This is a genomic window from Fusibacillus kribbianus, from assembly GCF_030053595.1.
In the GTDB taxonomy this organism is placed as follows: domain Bacteria; phylum Bacillota; class Clostridia; order Lachnospirales; family Lachnospiraceae; genus Lientehia; species Lientehia kribbiana.
On sequence record NZ_JASGBQ010000001.1, the window covers coordinates 48081 to 64326 of the forward strand.

At 44.9% G+C, this 16246-nt stretch carries 12 protein-coding genes; 7 read left to right on the top strand and 5 right to left on the bottom strand.

Going from position 1 to position 16246, the window contains the following annotated elements:
- Positions 1 to 4: 4 nt before the first annotated feature.
- The 5 genes from QJ036_RS00265 to QJ036_RS00285 form a co-directional block, all read right to left on the bottom strand.
- Positions 5 to 745 (bottom strand): ABC transporter permease, encoded by a 741-nt coding sequence (locus QJ036_RS00265; protein WP_283229425.1) that lies wholly within the window; start codon positions 743 to 745, stop codon positions 5 to 7.
- Entirely contained in the window at positions 729 to 1493 is a 765-nt protein-coding gene (locus QJ036_RS00270; RefSeq protein WP_283229426.1) for an ABC transporter ATP-binding protein, read from the bottom strand. Before QJ036_RS00270 ends, QJ036_RS00265 begins: the two co-directional genes overlap by 17 nt.
- Before the next feature lie 216 nt (positions 1494 to 1709).
- On the bottom strand, positions 1710 to 2033 hold the full coding sequence (locus QJ036_RS00275) for a DNA polymerase beta superfamily protein (RefSeq protein WP_283229427.1): 324 nt from the start codon (positions 2031 to 2033) through the stop codon (positions 1710 to 1712).
- 31 nt (positions 2034 to 2064) lie between these two features.
- The gene (locus QJ036_RS00280) at positions 2065 to 2511 is read right to left on the bottom strand and encodes a hypothetical protein (protein ID WP_283229428.1); all 447 of its coding nucleotides are present in this window, start codon (positions 2509 to 2511) and stop codon (positions 2065 to 2067) included.
- On the bottom strand, positions 2508 to 3137 hold the full coding sequence (locus tag QJ036_RS00285; protein WP_283229429.1) for a CHC2 zinc finger domain-containing protein: 630 nt from the start codon (positions 3135 to 3137) through the stop codon (positions 2508 to 2510). Before QJ036_RS00285 ends, QJ036_RS00280 begins: the two co-directional genes overlap by 4 nt.
- 161 nt (positions 3138 to 3298) lie before the next feature.
- Here QJ036_RS00285 and QJ036_RS00290 point away from each other — a divergent pair, with 161 nt between their 5' ends.
- The 7 genes from QJ036_RS00290 to QJ036_RS00320 all read left to right on the top strand — a co-directional run bounded on the left by QJ036_RS00290 (position 3299) and on the right by QJ036_RS00320 (position 16178).
- The gene (locus QJ036_RS00290) at positions 3299 to 3574 is read left to right on the top strand and encodes a helix-turn-helix domain-containing protein (RefSeq protein ID WP_331487448.1); all 276 of its coding nucleotides are present in this window, start codon (positions 3299 to 3301) and stop codon (positions 3572 to 3574) included.
- Positions 3516 to 4349, top strand: coding sequence for an XRE family transcriptional regulator (locus tag QJ036_RS00295; protein WP_283229430.1), 834 nt, complete (start codon positions 3516 to 3518; stop codon positions 4347 to 4349). Before QJ036_RS00290 ends, QJ036_RS00295 begins: the two co-directional genes overlap by 59 nt.
- Positions 4330 to 4992: a sigma-70 family RNA polymerase sigma factor gene (locus tag QJ036_RS00300; protein WP_283229431.1), complete on the top strand. Its 663-nt coding sequence runs from the start codon at positions 4330 to 4332 to the stop codon at positions 4990 to 4992. The genes QJ036_RS00295 and QJ036_RS00300 overlap by 20 nt, the downstream gene beginning before the upstream one ends.
- 596 nt (positions 4993 to 5588) lie before the next feature.
- Positions 5589 to 7148, top strand: a complete 1560-nt coding sequence (locus QJ036_RS00305; protein WP_283229432.1) for a hypothetical protein — start codon at positions 5589 to 5591, stop codon at positions 7146 to 7148.
- An 11-nt stretch (positions 7149 to 7159) separates the two neighbouring features.
- Positions 7160 to 9922 carry a coiled-coil domain-containing protein gene (locus tag QJ036_RS00310; protein WP_283229433.1) on the top strand — a complete coding sequence of 921 codons (2763 nt, stop codon included), beginning with the start codon at positions 7160 to 7162 and terminating at the stop codon, positions 9920 to 9922.
- Positions 9922 to 10932, top strand: coding sequence for a hypothetical protein (locus tag QJ036_RS00315; protein WP_283229434.1), 1011 nt, complete (start codon positions 9922 to 9924; stop codon positions 10930 to 10932). The genes QJ036_RS00310 and QJ036_RS00315 overlap by 1 nt, the downstream gene beginning before the upstream one ends.
- A complete protein-coding gene (locus tag QJ036_RS00320; RefSeq protein WP_283229435.1) occupies positions 10932 to 16178 on the top strand; it encodes a DEAD/DEAH box helicase in 5247 nt (1748 codons plus the stop codon). The genes QJ036_RS00315 and QJ036_RS00320 overlap by 1 nt, the downstream gene beginning before the upstream one ends.
- The last annotated feature ends 68 nt before the right edge of the window (positions 16179 to 16246 follow it).

Sequence of the window (16246 nt, forward strand, 5' to 3'; positions counted from 1 at the left end):
TCTCTTACTCCCATCTGAAGGTTTTGACTGCTGTCGTGATGCAAACTGCTGCGATCAATGTTAAAATCAGGATCTCCCTCCCCATTGCAGCAACCGGAATTCCCGCCGAAACGCCTTTCATCAGCCGGATCCCCACGCCCAGCGGCAGATATCCGGCCACAAGCTGCAGACTCTTCGGAAAAAGCTCCACAGGAATCGTTGCTCCGGAGAACAAAAGCATGGGGAAATACAGCAGCGAGGCTGCCACATTCATGCTTTTTACCGTCTTACAAAGTGCAGCAACAAGAAGTCCTATGGAAAACATGGAGATCATGGTAAGCAGCCAGGCTCCTATGTATATTATCACATTTCCGCTCATTCTGTAACCAAATCCTGCACAGGCTGTGATGGTGACGCATATTGCGGAGAGCGCTGCCATCACTCCGCTGCAAAGCATATCGACGAAAAGCAGACGCGCAGGGGAACAGGGACTGCAGTAAAAATGCTTCAGTATTTTCTTATCCCTGTAATCCACCATCACAATGGGAATGCTCATAAATGCGCTGCAGCAGATCCCAACTGTTGAGATTGCCGCAAAGGAGCTTTCCAGATAGGTCAGTCCGCTGTCTCCCGCCATCTTTGACCCGACGATCAGTCCAATAAGAAACAGTGTAATCACCGGCATACATAAATTGAAGATAAAGACATCCACTGAGCGGAAAAACAGCTTCTGTTCGATTTTATACAGTTTAAAGAATTGCTTCATTGTTGTCTGCCTCCTCTTTTTCCGAATCCTCAACGGTTTCTCCCATGTACCAGAGATATGCTTCCTCCAGTGTCCTGTAGGGAGACGATTGAAGGATCTCTCCGACGGTTCCTTCGATCACTTTTTTGCCTTTCTTCAGGATACAGATCCTGTCACACAGAGCTTCGGCCTCCTCCATATAATGGGTCGTCAGGAAAATGGTAAGCCCCTGTTTCTTAAGCTTTTTTAACGTTCTCCACACTTCCCGTCTCGCCGCCACATCAAGTCCGGTCGTCAGTTCATCAAGAAAAATCACCTCCGGATTTCCGATCAGGGCCAGTACCACCGACAGCCTCTGCCGCTCCCCTCCCGAAAGCTTCATCACCGGGCTTTTTGTCAGTTTTTCAAGACCAAACTGCTTCAGAAGGCTCTGATAATCCGCCGGCTTTCGATACAGAGACGCATATTCCTCACAGACCTCTCCCACCCGTATTGCCGCCTGATAGGAGGAGGATTGGAACTGTACTCCGACCTTCTCAAATATCTCCTTCCTGTGCTTTGCGGCCTCCAGGCCAAACAGCTCAAGCTCTCCAAAATCCGGCTTCTTAAGCCCCAAAATCATTTCAATGGTGGTGGTTTTTCCTGCCCCGTTATGCCCCAGAAGCCCAAAGACTTCTCCACTGCAAACGGTAAAAGACAGACCATCCACCACCCTTCGCCCGTCATACTCCTTTGCTGCATTCTTCACATCAATACAGGTTTTGTCCATAAAAAAATCCTCCTTGTCTTTCTCAAGAAGGATCTTACACCCTCCCCTAAAGGGGAGAGTCAAGGGGAAAAATTCAATTTTGGCAAATTTCTGAGCCGCACCGTTATCCATTTCAAAAGATTTTTCCATAATCATTTCTCATTATTGAGCGGCAGCAGAATAACTGTCTCGATTTTGCTGATCCTTAGAAAATCAGGAAATCTCAAATATATAAATTCACCTTTGAACCATACTCAAAAATAACGTATTTAACAAATCCCAAGAGCCACTTGTATCTTCTTGTCCTTCCGCAATACTTTTAATTTCAGGTAATGCTCTTTCAATATATTCATTAAGCACCTGAACCTTTGCCCCTTTTATCCATTTAGCTGCCAATAATGGTCTTAATGCATAAAAATATTTTTTCAGGCGTATTTTTTCATCTTTTAAATACTCACGATAGTGTGTTTCTGCCATGTGCCAATAGTGAAACAGACTTTTCTTTATCGAGAAAAATTCCGGCAAGCTTTTCTTTAATTCCGCCAAAATAGCATCCTTCACAATCTTATACCTCTCATACAGATACTATACGTTATGATTTATTTTTCTCTTCCAATTTTTCCAACAGATACTTTCTTGCAGCAGCCATTTCTTTTTGATGCATCTCAAGCGCCCGCATCCTGCCGCGAATCTTCATCCTCTTTGATTGAACTTCCTCACTTTCTCCCAGGTCCAGTTCTTTCTCTTTCAGCCCATTTTTCATTTCCTGCAAACGATTCTCCAGAACCTTCACCTGCTCTATATTATTCAGGCAATACTTCCTGCAGATATATTCTCCATTCAGCAACATTCGATTTTTCTCTGCCCCAATCCGTCGAAGTGCTTTTTCCTCTTCTTTCGGAGTTGGAATCATTTCCCACCAAAGAAATAAATAGGATGCCGCATCATCTGCCGCCCCAGGTCCGATAGTCCCGTAGAAATTCTTCACAGAACATGGTTTCATTGATTTTCTTCCCGTCAAACCACGCAGGATTTTCAACGTGTGTGGTCTGCATCATTTCCTCGCTCATGGCGCACATCCTCCTTTTTCTTACTTGCGGTGTACTCTTTCAGAAAAGTGATCTTGCTGCCTTTCATCAGCTCGTCCACCACGGCAACCCGTTCTTCCAGATCGCCCACTGTCAAAATGTCTGCCAGATATTCGATATAATCAAGCATCTGGCAGGCTTCCACAAAACGGTCATCCAGAGCATCGTCCGGTGTCTTGGGTGCATACCGTACTTTCCAATCTTCCAGAAGATGCAGATAATCCGTCAGCGCCCGGAAGCACAGCATTTCGTCCTCCCGGAACTGACGGATACAGGGATGCTTCGACTTGGGTAAAACTGCGGCAGTAGGCGGTTTCTGGTCAAGCCCGAAATCCGCTGTCAGCTTCTGCGCTGCTTCATAACTGCTCAGATCGAACAGCCTTGCCACGAAGTTGATCACATCCCCCTTGGCTCCGCAGCCGAAGCAGAAGAAATAGTCCTCGTTCAGCTCCAAGCTCGGATGCCTGTCGTTGTGGAACGGGCAGCAAGCCATACCGTAGCGGCTCACCTTCAGCCCGTAGTGTTCGGCGGCTTGTCTTACGGGAACTGCCGCCTTGATGGTTTCAAATAAATTCATACGCATACCTCCATAATTAATTTGACAATTCTTGCTTGTCACCTGAATATACGGAGAAAACAGCTGTCAACCGAAAAATCCGGCACTTCTGCAAAAAAAGAAATCGCCGCCCTGAATTTTTGCAAAAATGCAAAATACACAGGGCGGCGAATGTTCACAATATGCATCTTGATATTGTTCTGCAAATAGAATATAATATTGTTAGATTTAGACGAAAAGGGGTGTTGAGGATGCGCTATTTATCAACTTTTGAGGTGGCAGAGAAATGGGGGATTTCTCCGCGTCGTGTGGGTGTTCTCTGTAGCCAAAACCGCATCCCCGGCGCACAGCAAGCAGGAAGCCGTTGGATTATCCCAGAAGATGCAGAGAAGCCTGCTGATGCCAGAATCAAAAGCGGCAAATATATCAAAGCAAAAAATAAGGAAGGGGGGACATAACGAGTGGAGAATACATTTTTGCCCGGTACTGTCAGACAGCTTGCTCAGCCGTTTCCTAACCGGAAAGACGGACAAGATCGGTGACGAAAACATCATCCGGATTGCCAGAGTATTCAATGTGTCCACCGACTTTCTTTTAGGCGTGACCAATGTTCCCGATAGAAAAAATTATGAGATTGACGAGCTGGGCTTGTCAGCCCAGGCGGCACGAAACCTCTACACCGGCAAGGTTAATGCACAAGTGGTCAATCGGCTCTTGGAAAGTCCCCGCTTTGCTGAACTAACCTACATATTGGAGCAGTATTTCAATGACACTATCGCATCCGGCTTTGCAGCTCAGAATCAGCTTTACGCTACCCTCGCCAATCTGACAAGAAGTACCGTACAAACCGATGCAGCAAAAGAAGCTGACAAGGACATTAGCCGTTTACGGACACCGGCATATCAGGCAGATCTCGCCACCATTGAAGCTCAATTTATGGCGGCAGTCAAAGAAGTGAAGAAAGAGATCGGTCACGATTTTACAGTACAGCAGGCCCTCACCAAAGAAGCCGCCGAGCGAATGTTTACAGAGCTTACAAAAGGTCAGGATATGGAAAACCCCAAGGTCACACCGGAGCAAGTGACCGAACTGATTATCGACAGCGTTGCCGGTATGGATGGGGTCAACCAAGAAGCACTGGACAAGCTCAGTCAGGCGTTGACCGCCTTTATGCAGACCACCTTAGATCAGGCGGCAAAACAGGAGAAAGACGATGAAAAACCGGAGCAATGAGCAGCTCTGCGCTCTGGCACAGAAGGGGAATACGAACGCCCGTGACCTGCTTCTGGAAAACAATTTCGGTTTTATCCGCAAAACCGCCAACGAGATTTATTTCGGTATGAATCTGGGCGAAAGCGAACTCAGTATCGACAAAGACGACCTGGAGCAGGAGGGCTGTATCGGCTTATTGGACGCCATCCCTCGCTTTGACAGCAGCAAAGGCACTAAGTTTCTGACCTATGCAGCACCATCTATCCGAAATGCCATGACCAATCTGATACGGGATGCGTTTTCTCGGTACGAACAGCGGATGGTTGATACCAAAGACGGGCTTGCTTTTCAGAAAATCCGTCTGGATGAAGTTGTCCCCGGTGAGGAACGGATGCTGCATATCGAAGCAATTGCTGACCCGATTGCCAAATCACCGGAGCAGATTTATGTGGAACAAGAAATATTGCGTGAACTGTATGCAGGACTCGATAGGATTGGAAGGCGAGAGCAAGCCTATCTGCTGTACCGTTATGGCTTCACAGACGATATAGAGCATACGACGATTGGAGCAGCAATCCACTTTAATCTGAGCGAAAGCCGAGCCAAGAAAACCGAGGAACAGGCTATGGACAACCTCTGGTTAGAGTTGCCGTGGTGGTTTTAGTGCGTGTCGCTGCGGAGGGACGGGGGCTTATATATACCTCTGCTTCCTTCTCCGGTCAGTCGGATTTTGTTTCTCAAAAATTCTGCATTTGTGTCAACACCGTTGTCACAAAATCCGCCTGCCCTACTGCCGCCGAAAAGCGTCTGTCCGCTTCAATCTGCCTATGTCGCAGATGCCGCAGCCAGCCCCTTTCCAGCGTCAGCCGGAAGCAAAGGTATAACACACTAGACTTTCCTACGGAAAATCGTGTGCCAACAGGGCTGCTACTCGCCCCTATTGGAAACCCAGAGCCAAAGGGATTGCCCCCCTCTGGACACCTGCAATTTTCTTCACACAATGGTACCCAAACTGTAAAAACTCAGTTTGGAACCGGCACGAAGAAAATGACAAATCTGAAAACTCTCTTTGATCTGTATCAGTGATTTTTCAGATTTTCCTACATCAGCAATTGCCTTGTGTTTGCAATTTCCCATGTGTCTGCTGTAGACAGATTTATTCTTAGTTACTCAGAGAGAGGGCCTTAAACTCAAAAAGGCAAAAACAAAAAAATACTTAAGGAAAATAAAAAAGAGGAAACTACATAAGGAGGAATGCATATGGCTTCACTAACACATGTCTGTATGTGGTCAGAAAACGGCTGGAAGCGTATCACAGCAGAACAAGCCGCCCGATTGCATCCAGGTGGGACTGTATCTGCTCATAGCGGTCTGTTTATGTGTGAACTCTGTGGCCAGTATGTCATTCTTACCGATGGCGACATTAGGATACGTTACTTCAAACACAGTGCCTATGAAAAAAGCAAAGGTTGTCCTGAGCGTACATTCGGAGCTGGCTATTCAATCTCTTACGGTTCTCAGGAACACGATTTACCAATCCGTATTACAAGCGTATCCTCATCTTCTTTCAGCTTTGAAGTCGGCTTGATTCGTGCTCCAATAAGTTCTCTCAACAAGGATTTCCGTATAGAAATCAAACCAAAGGGAGCATTTGATGTATCCTATGTGTTCACCAAAGAACGACTGAACTACGACAGTATTACATATCTTCCTATCGGTGAAAGGCCATTTGAAAAATACACTCTCAGTTTCCAAAATGGAAGCGATAAATTACGTGAATTCTGGCCGGCAGAGATTAAAGGCATTGAGCCGGAAGGTACGTTGTTTGAAAAAGTTTCCGGTAAAAAACTCTCATATGATGCCGATGTTGAGATTGGTAAAGAATACTACCTGCTAAAACGTGGCTACATCTATAGGAAGTCATTCAGCAGCGTGCGAATTCAAGAAATCATGCAAAAACGAATCGGGTGGGAAACTTGGAGTCTCTATGTGGTTTCTGCATCTGCATTTAATGAAGATGCAGCCCGATTCTATCTCGAGTTCCATTGTCGGCTGACAGATCACCCTGTTTCATTGCAACCGGTATGGCCGTTATTTGTCGAAGGAAATTATATTGTTAAGCACAATCAAAACAGTATGTATATGCTTATCGAAGGTAATGTAGCCGCAGTTAAAACATTTCCTTCTGTGACAGTTCGTCAGCTAAATTACAATTCATCTCAGTCAAAACTATATGAGGTGTTTTGTTCCGGCAGACAGCAGTTAATATCTGCTGGCCGCACTCAAGCCTTACAATACACATACCTTTGGAAAGAGCCTCTTGACCAGGTGGGCTTGCATCCAGAAGTTTCAGTAACCGATATTGCAGGTGCTGAGGTTGATCCTGGCGAGACCGATACTCTACCGCACGACAAAACATTGCGCTTCAAATCAACATTTGATGGAGAGCTAATTATCTTCAACAATAACCGTGTTGTAGATAAGCGGAAATTATCCGCTGACAAATATATAGAGTTGAACGGACTATCCTACGGTTTAGGCGTTCAAGTTGTCATTGGCCTTGATGTCATCTGGCAAATCGATTTCAAGAAGCAACAGCCCATCGTTGTAAATGACGAAATTGAAATGCTGAAGCGAATTACTAATGTATCAGGGGCAACAATCCCGGCTCCGCACTCTTTGCGAAATATGTTAGCTGGTATGAATTGCTATCCGCAGGTATGTCAGTGGATACGAAAATGTATTAAAAATGGCACTATTAATGAGCAATCATACCGCAGATTGCAAGAGGCCTATCGCAGCATGAATACGAATAGATAAGGAGATGCATTATGAATTACATTGATCTTCTTACTCAGGAAGAAAAACCAATCCTCTGCAGAATCATCACTGGTAGAGATTTCAAAGAACTCTTTAAAAGAAACGAACAGGAATTCTCGAAAATACGAAAAGGATTCAGAGCCAAATCATTGACAGAGCAGCAAGCGCTTTCGATTGCTATAGTCAATGTTGATAAGCCCTTTATTGCAATGTGGGTCAATACAAGGGTAGATATCTGGCTTAAGGAAATTCAGGAAAACATTGAGGAACTTGAAGAGGAGGGTTCAACGCATGACATTGCCCTGGCATCGACTATGCTTGACTCCGTCTTTGCCAATAATGTTGATTTATACCTCAAACTTGCAGGAAAAACTATGGATGCGGATGCCCGCTCTAAACTTCATGAAAGAATGGAGAGCATCAAATCTGAGCGTGCAAGGAATGCGGAGGTGGCTGACCGTATTAAGGTTTTGGAAGAAGAAAAACGCCATCTACTCGATCAAATTGCTGCTCAGCAGAGTGTTAATACTATAAAGGCAGAATACAAACGGAAAATACAAGAGATTGAACAGGATAAAGACACATTGGAATCCTTGTTAGCTGAGGCGCAAGAGAGAATTACGGAGTTGCAGACTGCTCCTACCGCTGCTAAAAGTGACGATGCCGATTATCTCGCACAGTTTGACGATACAGATACTTCTGTTCTGCCCTCTGTTGGTAGCGATGAAATCGTTTCTTTATGTGGTGTTATCTCAGATTACAATGGGCAGAAATGGCTTATTCGTTATGCTGATTTGAGTCATAATGGGCACTATCACATTTTCCGCAAAAGTGAAGATGTTCCGCCGTACTTCACAAATAGAGACAAGATTTTCTATAAGGACGGCCCTTCCAATGACGGTTTTTATGGCATTTGGGCTTGGTCCGCAACTCCGAATGAGAAGGACCCTTCCAGGGATTATATATTATCCCGGTACAACATGGACCTTGATGCCATTGAAGTCGTTACCATTTCAGAAGCATCAAACCTTGACAACCTGATCAATCTGCTAAAAAACGGAATCGAATACCAACCTCATAGTCATAGAGTCATGTTCGCCTTTTATGCATCCAAAGGACAGTACATGGGCATTCTGTGCAACACCCAAGAACTCAACACGGTTAATGGAAAAACTGCCTTTGCTGAAGATTGCATTGAAGTACCAGTATATGAATTTACCGGTGGCAACATTTTGCGTTTGGATAATGGGCTCTCTTTCTATAGAAATGCGTTTGCTGGTCTTCCAAGTAAGCTTTATCAATTGAAAAGTCCCCTTGATATTGTAAAGAATATCGTTTTCTCTTCAATTTCTTGGGGTACATATAAAACAAGAGGGTTGACTCGTGCCGAGTATAGAACCTTCAAGGATTTTCTCGGTGCAATTCCAGTTGACGACATAACGTGCAAGATTGAGACTGCGTGCCGTTGCTCCAATTCCGCTGCTAAAGAATTGCTGGATGAATTCCTAAATGTGGTCTGGAAATACGTTGATGAAGATAGTTTAGAAGACGAAATAATCCTCTCTGCTATTTCTGCAAGTACTGAACTTCAGGAAAGAATAAAAGCACTCATTCGTACGGATTGGGAAGCAGAGAATAAGAGTTTATTAGCTGAAGCCCAGAAGAAACTCGATTCACTTGATGCCCAGTTAAAATCTGCTACTGTTAGTTTAATCGAAGCGCAAGAAGCATTTAATAAAACTAAATTGGAAGAAGAACGTCTTGCCGGTATCATAGCTGAAAAGGAAAAACTGGCTGAGGATGTTGAAGTTGCAGTTGCTGAAAGAATCCAAAAGGCGCGCGAAAACGCGGCAGATTTCATTGCAAATATGGCATTCATTGGTGGACAACCAATTCAAGTTGCAGCCACAAAGGCTCCTGCCTCAGTTGAAGTTTTGCCCAAACCTGTTATTACCCCATATCACACTTTTTCAGCATTCGAGGACCTCAATGATCTCGAAGTTCATCACTCTTGGGCAGATGTCATTAATACAGCTGCATTTGAACTCGGAGAGGCCGGTGTAGCAGAAAAATACAGAAGCGGCCTAGCCGTGTTCCTCTGCGCTGCCTATATCGAAAAACAGCCAATTTTTCTTGTTGGCCCTAATGCAATTGACATTGTTCAAGCATTCAGCGCAGCCGTAACAGGTTATAAATATGGAATGCTCTGCTGTGAGGGCGGTTATTGCAATCAGGTAATCACTGAAATTGGCACCGATGGCGAAGACATCGTGATAATCAACAATCTTCTTGCAAGTGGCTGGATGAACAGACTCCCGGAGATTCTTTCTCAAAAAGATATTTTCTATGTTGCCACCCATCCATATGCAGAAGATATCCAAGTTGAGCCAAAGAGCCTGTACGGATTTATGCTACCGCTGTTTACAGAGTTTTTTGTGGATGAAAAAGCTACTGGAAAATACTGTGGAGGTTATTTTGCTGAGGACTTCAAAGCCTACTCAACGCCAAAGGGTACACGTAAAGATTTAAGGGTCCTTTCAAAATTAAAGATAAGTTCGTTAGTCAGGAACCGAATCAACAGACTTGTTGCTACGATGCACGGCATTTACTCTGCAACAACAACGGATGAGGACTTCTTATATGCTGTCCTTCCTATTGCTTATGCTTCACTGGAAATTAATGAACTCACAGAGGCGATTGCTGATCCTCAAAAGGGTATCGCAATTTCTGAAGGCCTCAAGCGTGATCTGCAGTATGTTTTAGGAGAATTCTAATGAACAAGTATAATGGGCTGCTTTCGTCAGTGGCGCACAAGTATCATATCTTCAAAGGAGCACGAGAAACAGAGAACGAATGGAAAACTCGTCTGGTGTATAGTATCTGTGGAATGATGGCTTATGCTTCGCTCTGGGACGACTCGGAAGAAGACCCCATTTCCATTGTGCACTTAAAAAGAAAAGTCCGCAGTATGCTTGCAAATTACAAATCAATGTACCCGGAGCTTTCTGGCAGCTTACCATATGTTTCCGAGGAACTCGAAGATGAGATTGTAGACCAATTCTTAAGTACGGGAGTGGTTTATCACCGCCCCAACCGAATAGCTCCATCAATGAAGCACGAAGAACCGTTTGGTGATATCTTATTTCAAAGAGGCATTGCTCTGGATAGTATTTCCTGCGTATCCGGTATTGGGTTTTATTCAAAACAGTATGGAGCAAAAAATCCAGATAGGACAAAGGCAATGTTCGGTCTCGAACAAGAGAATTTACAAGCATTGTGGCGTATAACGCTATCTTCTGCTTCGTGGAAATCCAATCTGTCGTTTGAGCAAAATACAGAGTACCTTCGCTTAAAACAACCCTTCTCTCAAGGGTACTGGGTAAACAAGCCGGATACGACTGGTACTGTTTCGATCCTTCGAACCGGAATGAAAGGTTCACAGTTGTACTATCTTTACCGCTATTCTGGTACTACGATAGAAGTCAGCCCGCTCCCACAGTGGCAGGTAGAGTCCTACAATTACAGATCGCTTGCATGTGCTTGTCTCTCAACCTATGGAACATTGCCGCCAATAGAGTATTTCGAGGATGGAGCATTAGTCCATGTACATATGAATTATTTGCTCCCACCACGTGAACTTGAGTTTTTAAAACTCTATAGCTGGCCTGAGATATGCACATCACTCCCGTGCAATTTTAGGCGGAAACTCTCAATAGAAGTCTTTACAGCCATTAAAAATGTTCTATCTGATGAGGGATATGAATTTAAAGGAGGGACAATCTGATGCCAAACGGAGCGAATTCTGTTCATAAGCAGTTGCGAACGGAGTTGGAAGACTATATTAAATCACAGTATTTCGGAAAGTCTCCCCTCCTGCTCTCTGCCTTAAGCGATCATATTGATGATGAGGGACTGCTTTACCAGAAACCCTTTATTGAGTCATCTCCGGCATACGTTACTGTCCGAAACGGCATTGAAACAGCATCCATAGAACCTTGGCTGAAAGATTATTTTTTACAGTTGGCAGAAGCGGGTATCGGTGTTTTCCCATCTCCATTTGCTCACCAGATATCTGCGCTTGAAGCAGCAACCAGAGGTGAAAACCTGTTTGTGTCAACGGGTACTGGTTCTGGTAAAACGGAGTGTTTTATGTGGCCGCTTCTTGCGAAGATGGCTGATGAAGCGAGAAACTCCAAAGAATCATGGGCAAAACGAGGTGTTCGCACAATTGTCATGTATCCCATGAACGCTCTGGTTTCAGATCAGGTTAGCCGACTCAGAAGGATGATTGGAGATCCTGATAAGAAGTTTATCAAGATATTCAGAAACACCTGCGGTGACGAAGTTCGCCGTCCCCAATTTGGTATGTATACTGGTCGAACCCCATACCCTGGAGCGCAGCCTTCTACAGAACAGGACAGAAAACTTGAAAAAACTTTGGCCAGAATGTCTTTCCCGCAAAGTGATTCTGAACAAGAATACTTCAATCACCTTCTCAAAGAGGGAAAGATCCCCGCAAAGGCAGATATGCATCAGTTTCTGCAAGGACTTCATGAGAGTAGGCATATTCCAAACGATGAGGACGCAGAGCTAATAACCCGCTTTGAAATGCAGCAATTTTGCCCAGACATTCTCATCACAAACTATTCTATGCTGGAATATATGTTGCTGCGCCCTAGAGAACAGAAAATCTGGGATGATACTCGCGAGTGGCTTGCTTCGAACAACGAGAACAAATTGCTGTTTGTTATTGATGAAGCACACATGTACCGTGGTTCATCAGGCGGTGAAGTTGCGTTGCTGATTCGCAGACTTTTCCATAAACTTGGTATTAGCCGTGACCGCGTGCAATTTATACTTACAACCGCAAGTATGCCCAACAAGAATCAGCAAGACGTTGATTCAGTAATGAAGTTTGCAAATGAGCTTACTGCCTCCGACAAAGCAACCCGGTTTTGCTATCTCACCGGCGAAAGAGAAGTCATTGATGGTCAGTTGAAATATGACATACCCGCTGAGCTTCTCTTAAGCTCAGATCCTAGCCAATTTGAGGACAAGGATGACTTAAAGCTTTCTGCGCTCTTGTCGTTCTGGCGTCAATTAGAAGGCTTTGACCAGAATATCAACTCCTTGGAAGCGATCTGCAACTGGATGTACGACAATCTTGTCTATTATCGCCCGTTCCATGAACTCATCAAGTATTGTCGTGGGAATGCAGTATCCCTGGGAGAGTTGTCTTACGGTATCTTCCCGGATCTCAGTCAGGAAAATGCTTTAAAAGCGGTCAGTGTCCTTCTGGCAATTGCACCACTTGCAAAAAACGCCAAGGGTTCTGTCCTTTTCCCTGCACGCATGCATATGCTTTTCAAAGGCATTTCTGGAGTTTATGCCTGTGCCAATGCGAATTGCAGCCGTTCTCATTCGGAAGGAGGTCTCACTTTAGGTGAGGTCTATTTGTCTGATGGTAATTTGATTTGCCCCCATTGTGGCAGTGTGGTCTATGAGCTTTATAATGACAGACGCTGTGGTGCGCTATTCTTCAAGGGCTATGTCCTTGAAGATGACTCGGAACTTCATGGAAATGTATACCTGTGGCGCTACCCCGGTCAGTTAATGGATCACAGGATGAAAGAAGTACATCTGTTTATTCCAACTGACGATTTTGAGCTACCTGCAAAACAGGGTAAAAACGCCATCAAACCCTGTTATCTTGATGTGAAGAGCGGGTTTATCAACTTTACGGATGACTCTTCCGCTGGTAAGTCATGGATTAGAAAGCTATACTACTGCAACTACTCTGCAAAAGGCAGGCCGCAGATCATTACCTTCCCGACCTGCCCGCATTGCAGGCATCAACTTTCTACATCGCAGCTTACCTCATTCAGCACTCGAGGTAATCAGTCTTTCTTCAACTTGATTAAATCGCAGTTCCAACTGCAACCTACTGTACCAGGAAAGGAGAGTGATCCTGTTCGTTTTCCTAACGAGGGACGCAAGGTTTTGCTTTTCTCTGATAGCCGTCAACGTGCAGCAAAACTGGCTAGAGATATGTCTGATGCTTCGGACATTTCTGCTGCAAGGCAGTTATTTGCAATAGCGATCAAAACAATGGAAGAGCAAGCAGTCGAGCAATCCATGAATACGCTGTACGATTATTTCTGCCTTGCAGCTGGTCAGCGTCATGTGCAGATGTTCCATGCCGATGAACGCACAAAATTCGCTGAAGATTGTGCTTCCGCGCTGAATAATTACAATCGATGCGTAAAACGGGGAAGAGACTACGCTCCGCGATTTACGATTGCGAATGCGCCTGTACAGATGCAAGAATACCTTCTTCGACTGTTCGCTGGAGGTTATAACACTTTGTACGACTCCGCTACGAGCTGGATTGAACCTACCGATCAGGCACTTTTTGATGCTGTCGATGCTCTCGAGGAAAACCATGTGACGGTCACCGATGAGGAGTTTATCAATCTCTTCAATGCTTGGATTCTATCGATCTGTGATATGTCTACTGCTCTTGGCCATACCATCAATGATACGGTTCGGTTAAAGGTTCGCCCAAAGCGAGGTGGTTATGGACTTGATAAAGATTGGGAGTTTTCGAAAGTCATCCGAGAGATCATGGGTTGGAGTGACGGAAATGAAACTGAGATGGCTTGGAAACGAGTATTGAAAGAAGCATTCCTTGACTCAGCGCAACCTGATAACGGCAAACTATATATTGATCTTTCCAGAGTAAAGACACGTTATGATGCTACGCATGTATGGTACAAGTGTGAGCAGTGCTCTGAGTTGACACCTTTCTTCCTAAAAGGCAGATGCCCAAGCTGCGGTTCTACTCATATCCACAAGATGGAATCCGACGAATACGAAGCACTTAGTTTCTGGAGAAGGCCGGTTGCTGACGCGGTTCAAGGTGAGCCAATCCATGTGATCGACACAGAGGAGCATACTGCTCAGCTCTCACATAAAGACCAGCGTGACGACCTTTGGAGTAAGACCGAACAATATGAGTTACGCTTCCAGGACTTGATTCAAGATGGTGAAACGCCTGTTGATATTCTCAGCAGCACAACCACCATGGAAGTTGGTATTGATATTGGCTCCCTAGTTGCAGTTGGTCTGCGAAACATTCCTCCAATGCGTGAAAACTATCAACAGAGAGCTGGCCGTGCGGGCCGACGTGGATCTAGTTTATCTACAATCGTTACCTTCTGTGAAGATGGTCCTCATGATACATTGTACTTCAATGACCCGATTCCCATGTTCCGTGGCGATCCCCGCAGGCCGTGGATCGATGTGCGAAGCGAGAAACTCCTCCAGCGCCATCTGGCTATGGTTGTCTTACAGGAATTTCTCGCAGAAAAACATATGAGCCTTGATACAGTTCCCGCGGCCGTTTTTCTCGAAGATTTCCTTGACAGTTTCAAGAACTATCTTGCTTCCTACAGTGTTGATAAGGACAAGCTCCTTTTGCCTATTGGAGTGGTATTTCATTATTCAGAGTTTGCGGATGAACTCAAAGAGGCCCTTGATACACTTAAAGAAAAATGCCATGCTCATCCCGAGCTTTTTGGTGTAGATGAAGGTGCCAAGGAAGGCGATGCAAAAGTTCTCTTGGATGCTCTTTATGAAGAAGGTATCATCCCAACATATTCGTTCCCGAAGAACGTCGTCAGTACTTATATACCAGATATGCACGGGAAAATCCTTTACGAGGTTGAACGTGGACTTGATGTAGCTATTGGCGAATATGCTCCTGGCAGAGCAATTGTGGTTGATAAGCAAACCTATCAGATTGGCGGATTCTACTATCCTGGAAGTGAACGTCATCACGGTCAATCACTAACCCCGGCACGTGCCTACGCAGAAGACCCAAATTATGTGAAGCAGATTATCTCTTGTCCTGAGTGCGGCTGGTTTGGTTTGATGGAGGAAAACACAAAACAGTGCCCATTCTGTGGGAACGATGATCTCAAAATCACTCGTGAAATGATGCGTCCATGGGGCTTTGCACCAAGAAATGCTGAAGCAATACCGGATGTTCAGCTATCAGAAGAGTATACCGCCGTACAGCAGCCTCTATATTCAACTCTACCAGATGCAGAAGAAATGAAACTTGCCCCAGGTTGCAAGAACATACGAATTGCTTCGCGAACAAATCAGCGAATCATCATGCTGAATAAAGGATCGGATGACAAGGGCTTTATGGTCTGCAAAGATTGTGGCGCTGCTATGCCAGGCGACGATATTTCTGTTCTGAATGACGTTAACAGGCCATACAAGTCAAAGTATGCTCGAAGCAGATGCCGTCACGGTAATTCCTTTAATGTGAATCTTGGCTATGACTTCATAACTGATATGTTGGTCCTTGAATTCACAATTGACGACAAGGTTATTGATGCACGCCGTAATGATAATCCATGGCTTAGCCGTGCAGCTCAATCCTTAGCTGAAGCGCTGCGACTGGTAGCAAGCAAAAAACTCGATGTTGAATTCACCGAACTTGTCACCGGTTATCGTCTCAGGACTGGGGCTGAAGCCTCCTATGTCGATATCTATCTTTACGATAGTCTATCGAGCGGCGCTGGTTATGCTGTCAGTGTAGCCGATGCAATTGCCGAACTACTATCCGATATGAAAGAGCTGTTGAGTTCCTGTGATTGTGGATCTGCGTGTTCCAAATGCCTAAAGCATTACAGGAACCAATATGTACATGGCATGCTTGACCGCTTTGCTGCACTTCAGCTCCTTGAATGGGGTGTTGATGGCATAAAAGCATCTCCTATCAAACCAGAGACACAGATTAACATGATCATGCCTTTAGCGAATATCCTTAAGCAATCAGGCTGCGAAATCACTGCTGATAGTGAAATTACCGCAGCTGGACGAAGAAGCAAAAAGAAGGTTGTTATCTACCCGGCAATGTGGGTTGAACCACATGCGACAAACACCATTTTCGTGAGCGATGCTTATATCAAATATGCCAAGCCATATGCCGTCCAAAAGATTCTCGACAACATTTGAAACAGACTGTCGTCTTGAAACTCCTGGTTGCGAACTGGAATAATACAGAGCTCACCGATCATTGTTGA

Coding starts and splice junctions, on each gene's coding strand:
- QJ036_RS00265 (WP_283229425.1), bottom strand. CDS start 745: ATGAAGCAATTCTTTAAACTGTATAAAATCGAACAGAAGCTGTTTTTC.
- QJ036_RS00270 (WP_283229426.1), bottom strand. CDS start 1,493: ATGGACAAAACCTGTATTGATGTGAAGAATGCAGCAAAGGAGTATGAC.
- QJ036_RS00285 (WP_283229429.1), bottom strand. CDS start 3,137: ATGAATTTATTTGAAACCATCAAGGCGGCAGTTCCCGTAAGACAAGCC.
- QJ036_RS00290 (WP_331487448.1), top strand. CDS start 3,299: ATGCATCTTGATATTGTTCTGCAAATAGAATATAATATTGTTAGATTT.
- QJ036_RS00295 (WP_283229430.1), top strand. CDS start 3,516: ATGCCAGAATCAAAAGCGGCAAATATATCAAAGCAAAAAATAAGGAAG.
- QJ036_RS00300 (WP_283229431.1), top strand. CDS start 4,330: ATGAAAAACCGGAGCAATGAGCAGCTCTGCGCTCTGGCACAGAAGGGG.
- QJ036_RS00305 (WP_283229432.1), top strand. CDS start 5,589: ATGGCTTCACTAACACATGTCTGTATGTGGTCAGAAAACGGCTGGAAG.
- QJ036_RS00310 (WP_283229433.1), top strand. CDS start 7,160: ATGAATTACATTGATCTTCTTACTCAGGAAGAAAAACCAATCCTCTGC.
- QJ036_RS00315 (WP_283229434.1), top strand. CDS start 9,922: ATGAACAAGTATAATGGGCTGCTTTCGTCAGTGGCGCACAAGTATCAT.
- QJ036_RS00320 (WP_283229435.1), top strand. CDS start 10,932: ATGCCAAACGGAGCGAATTCTGTTCATAAGCAGTTGCGAACGGAGTTG.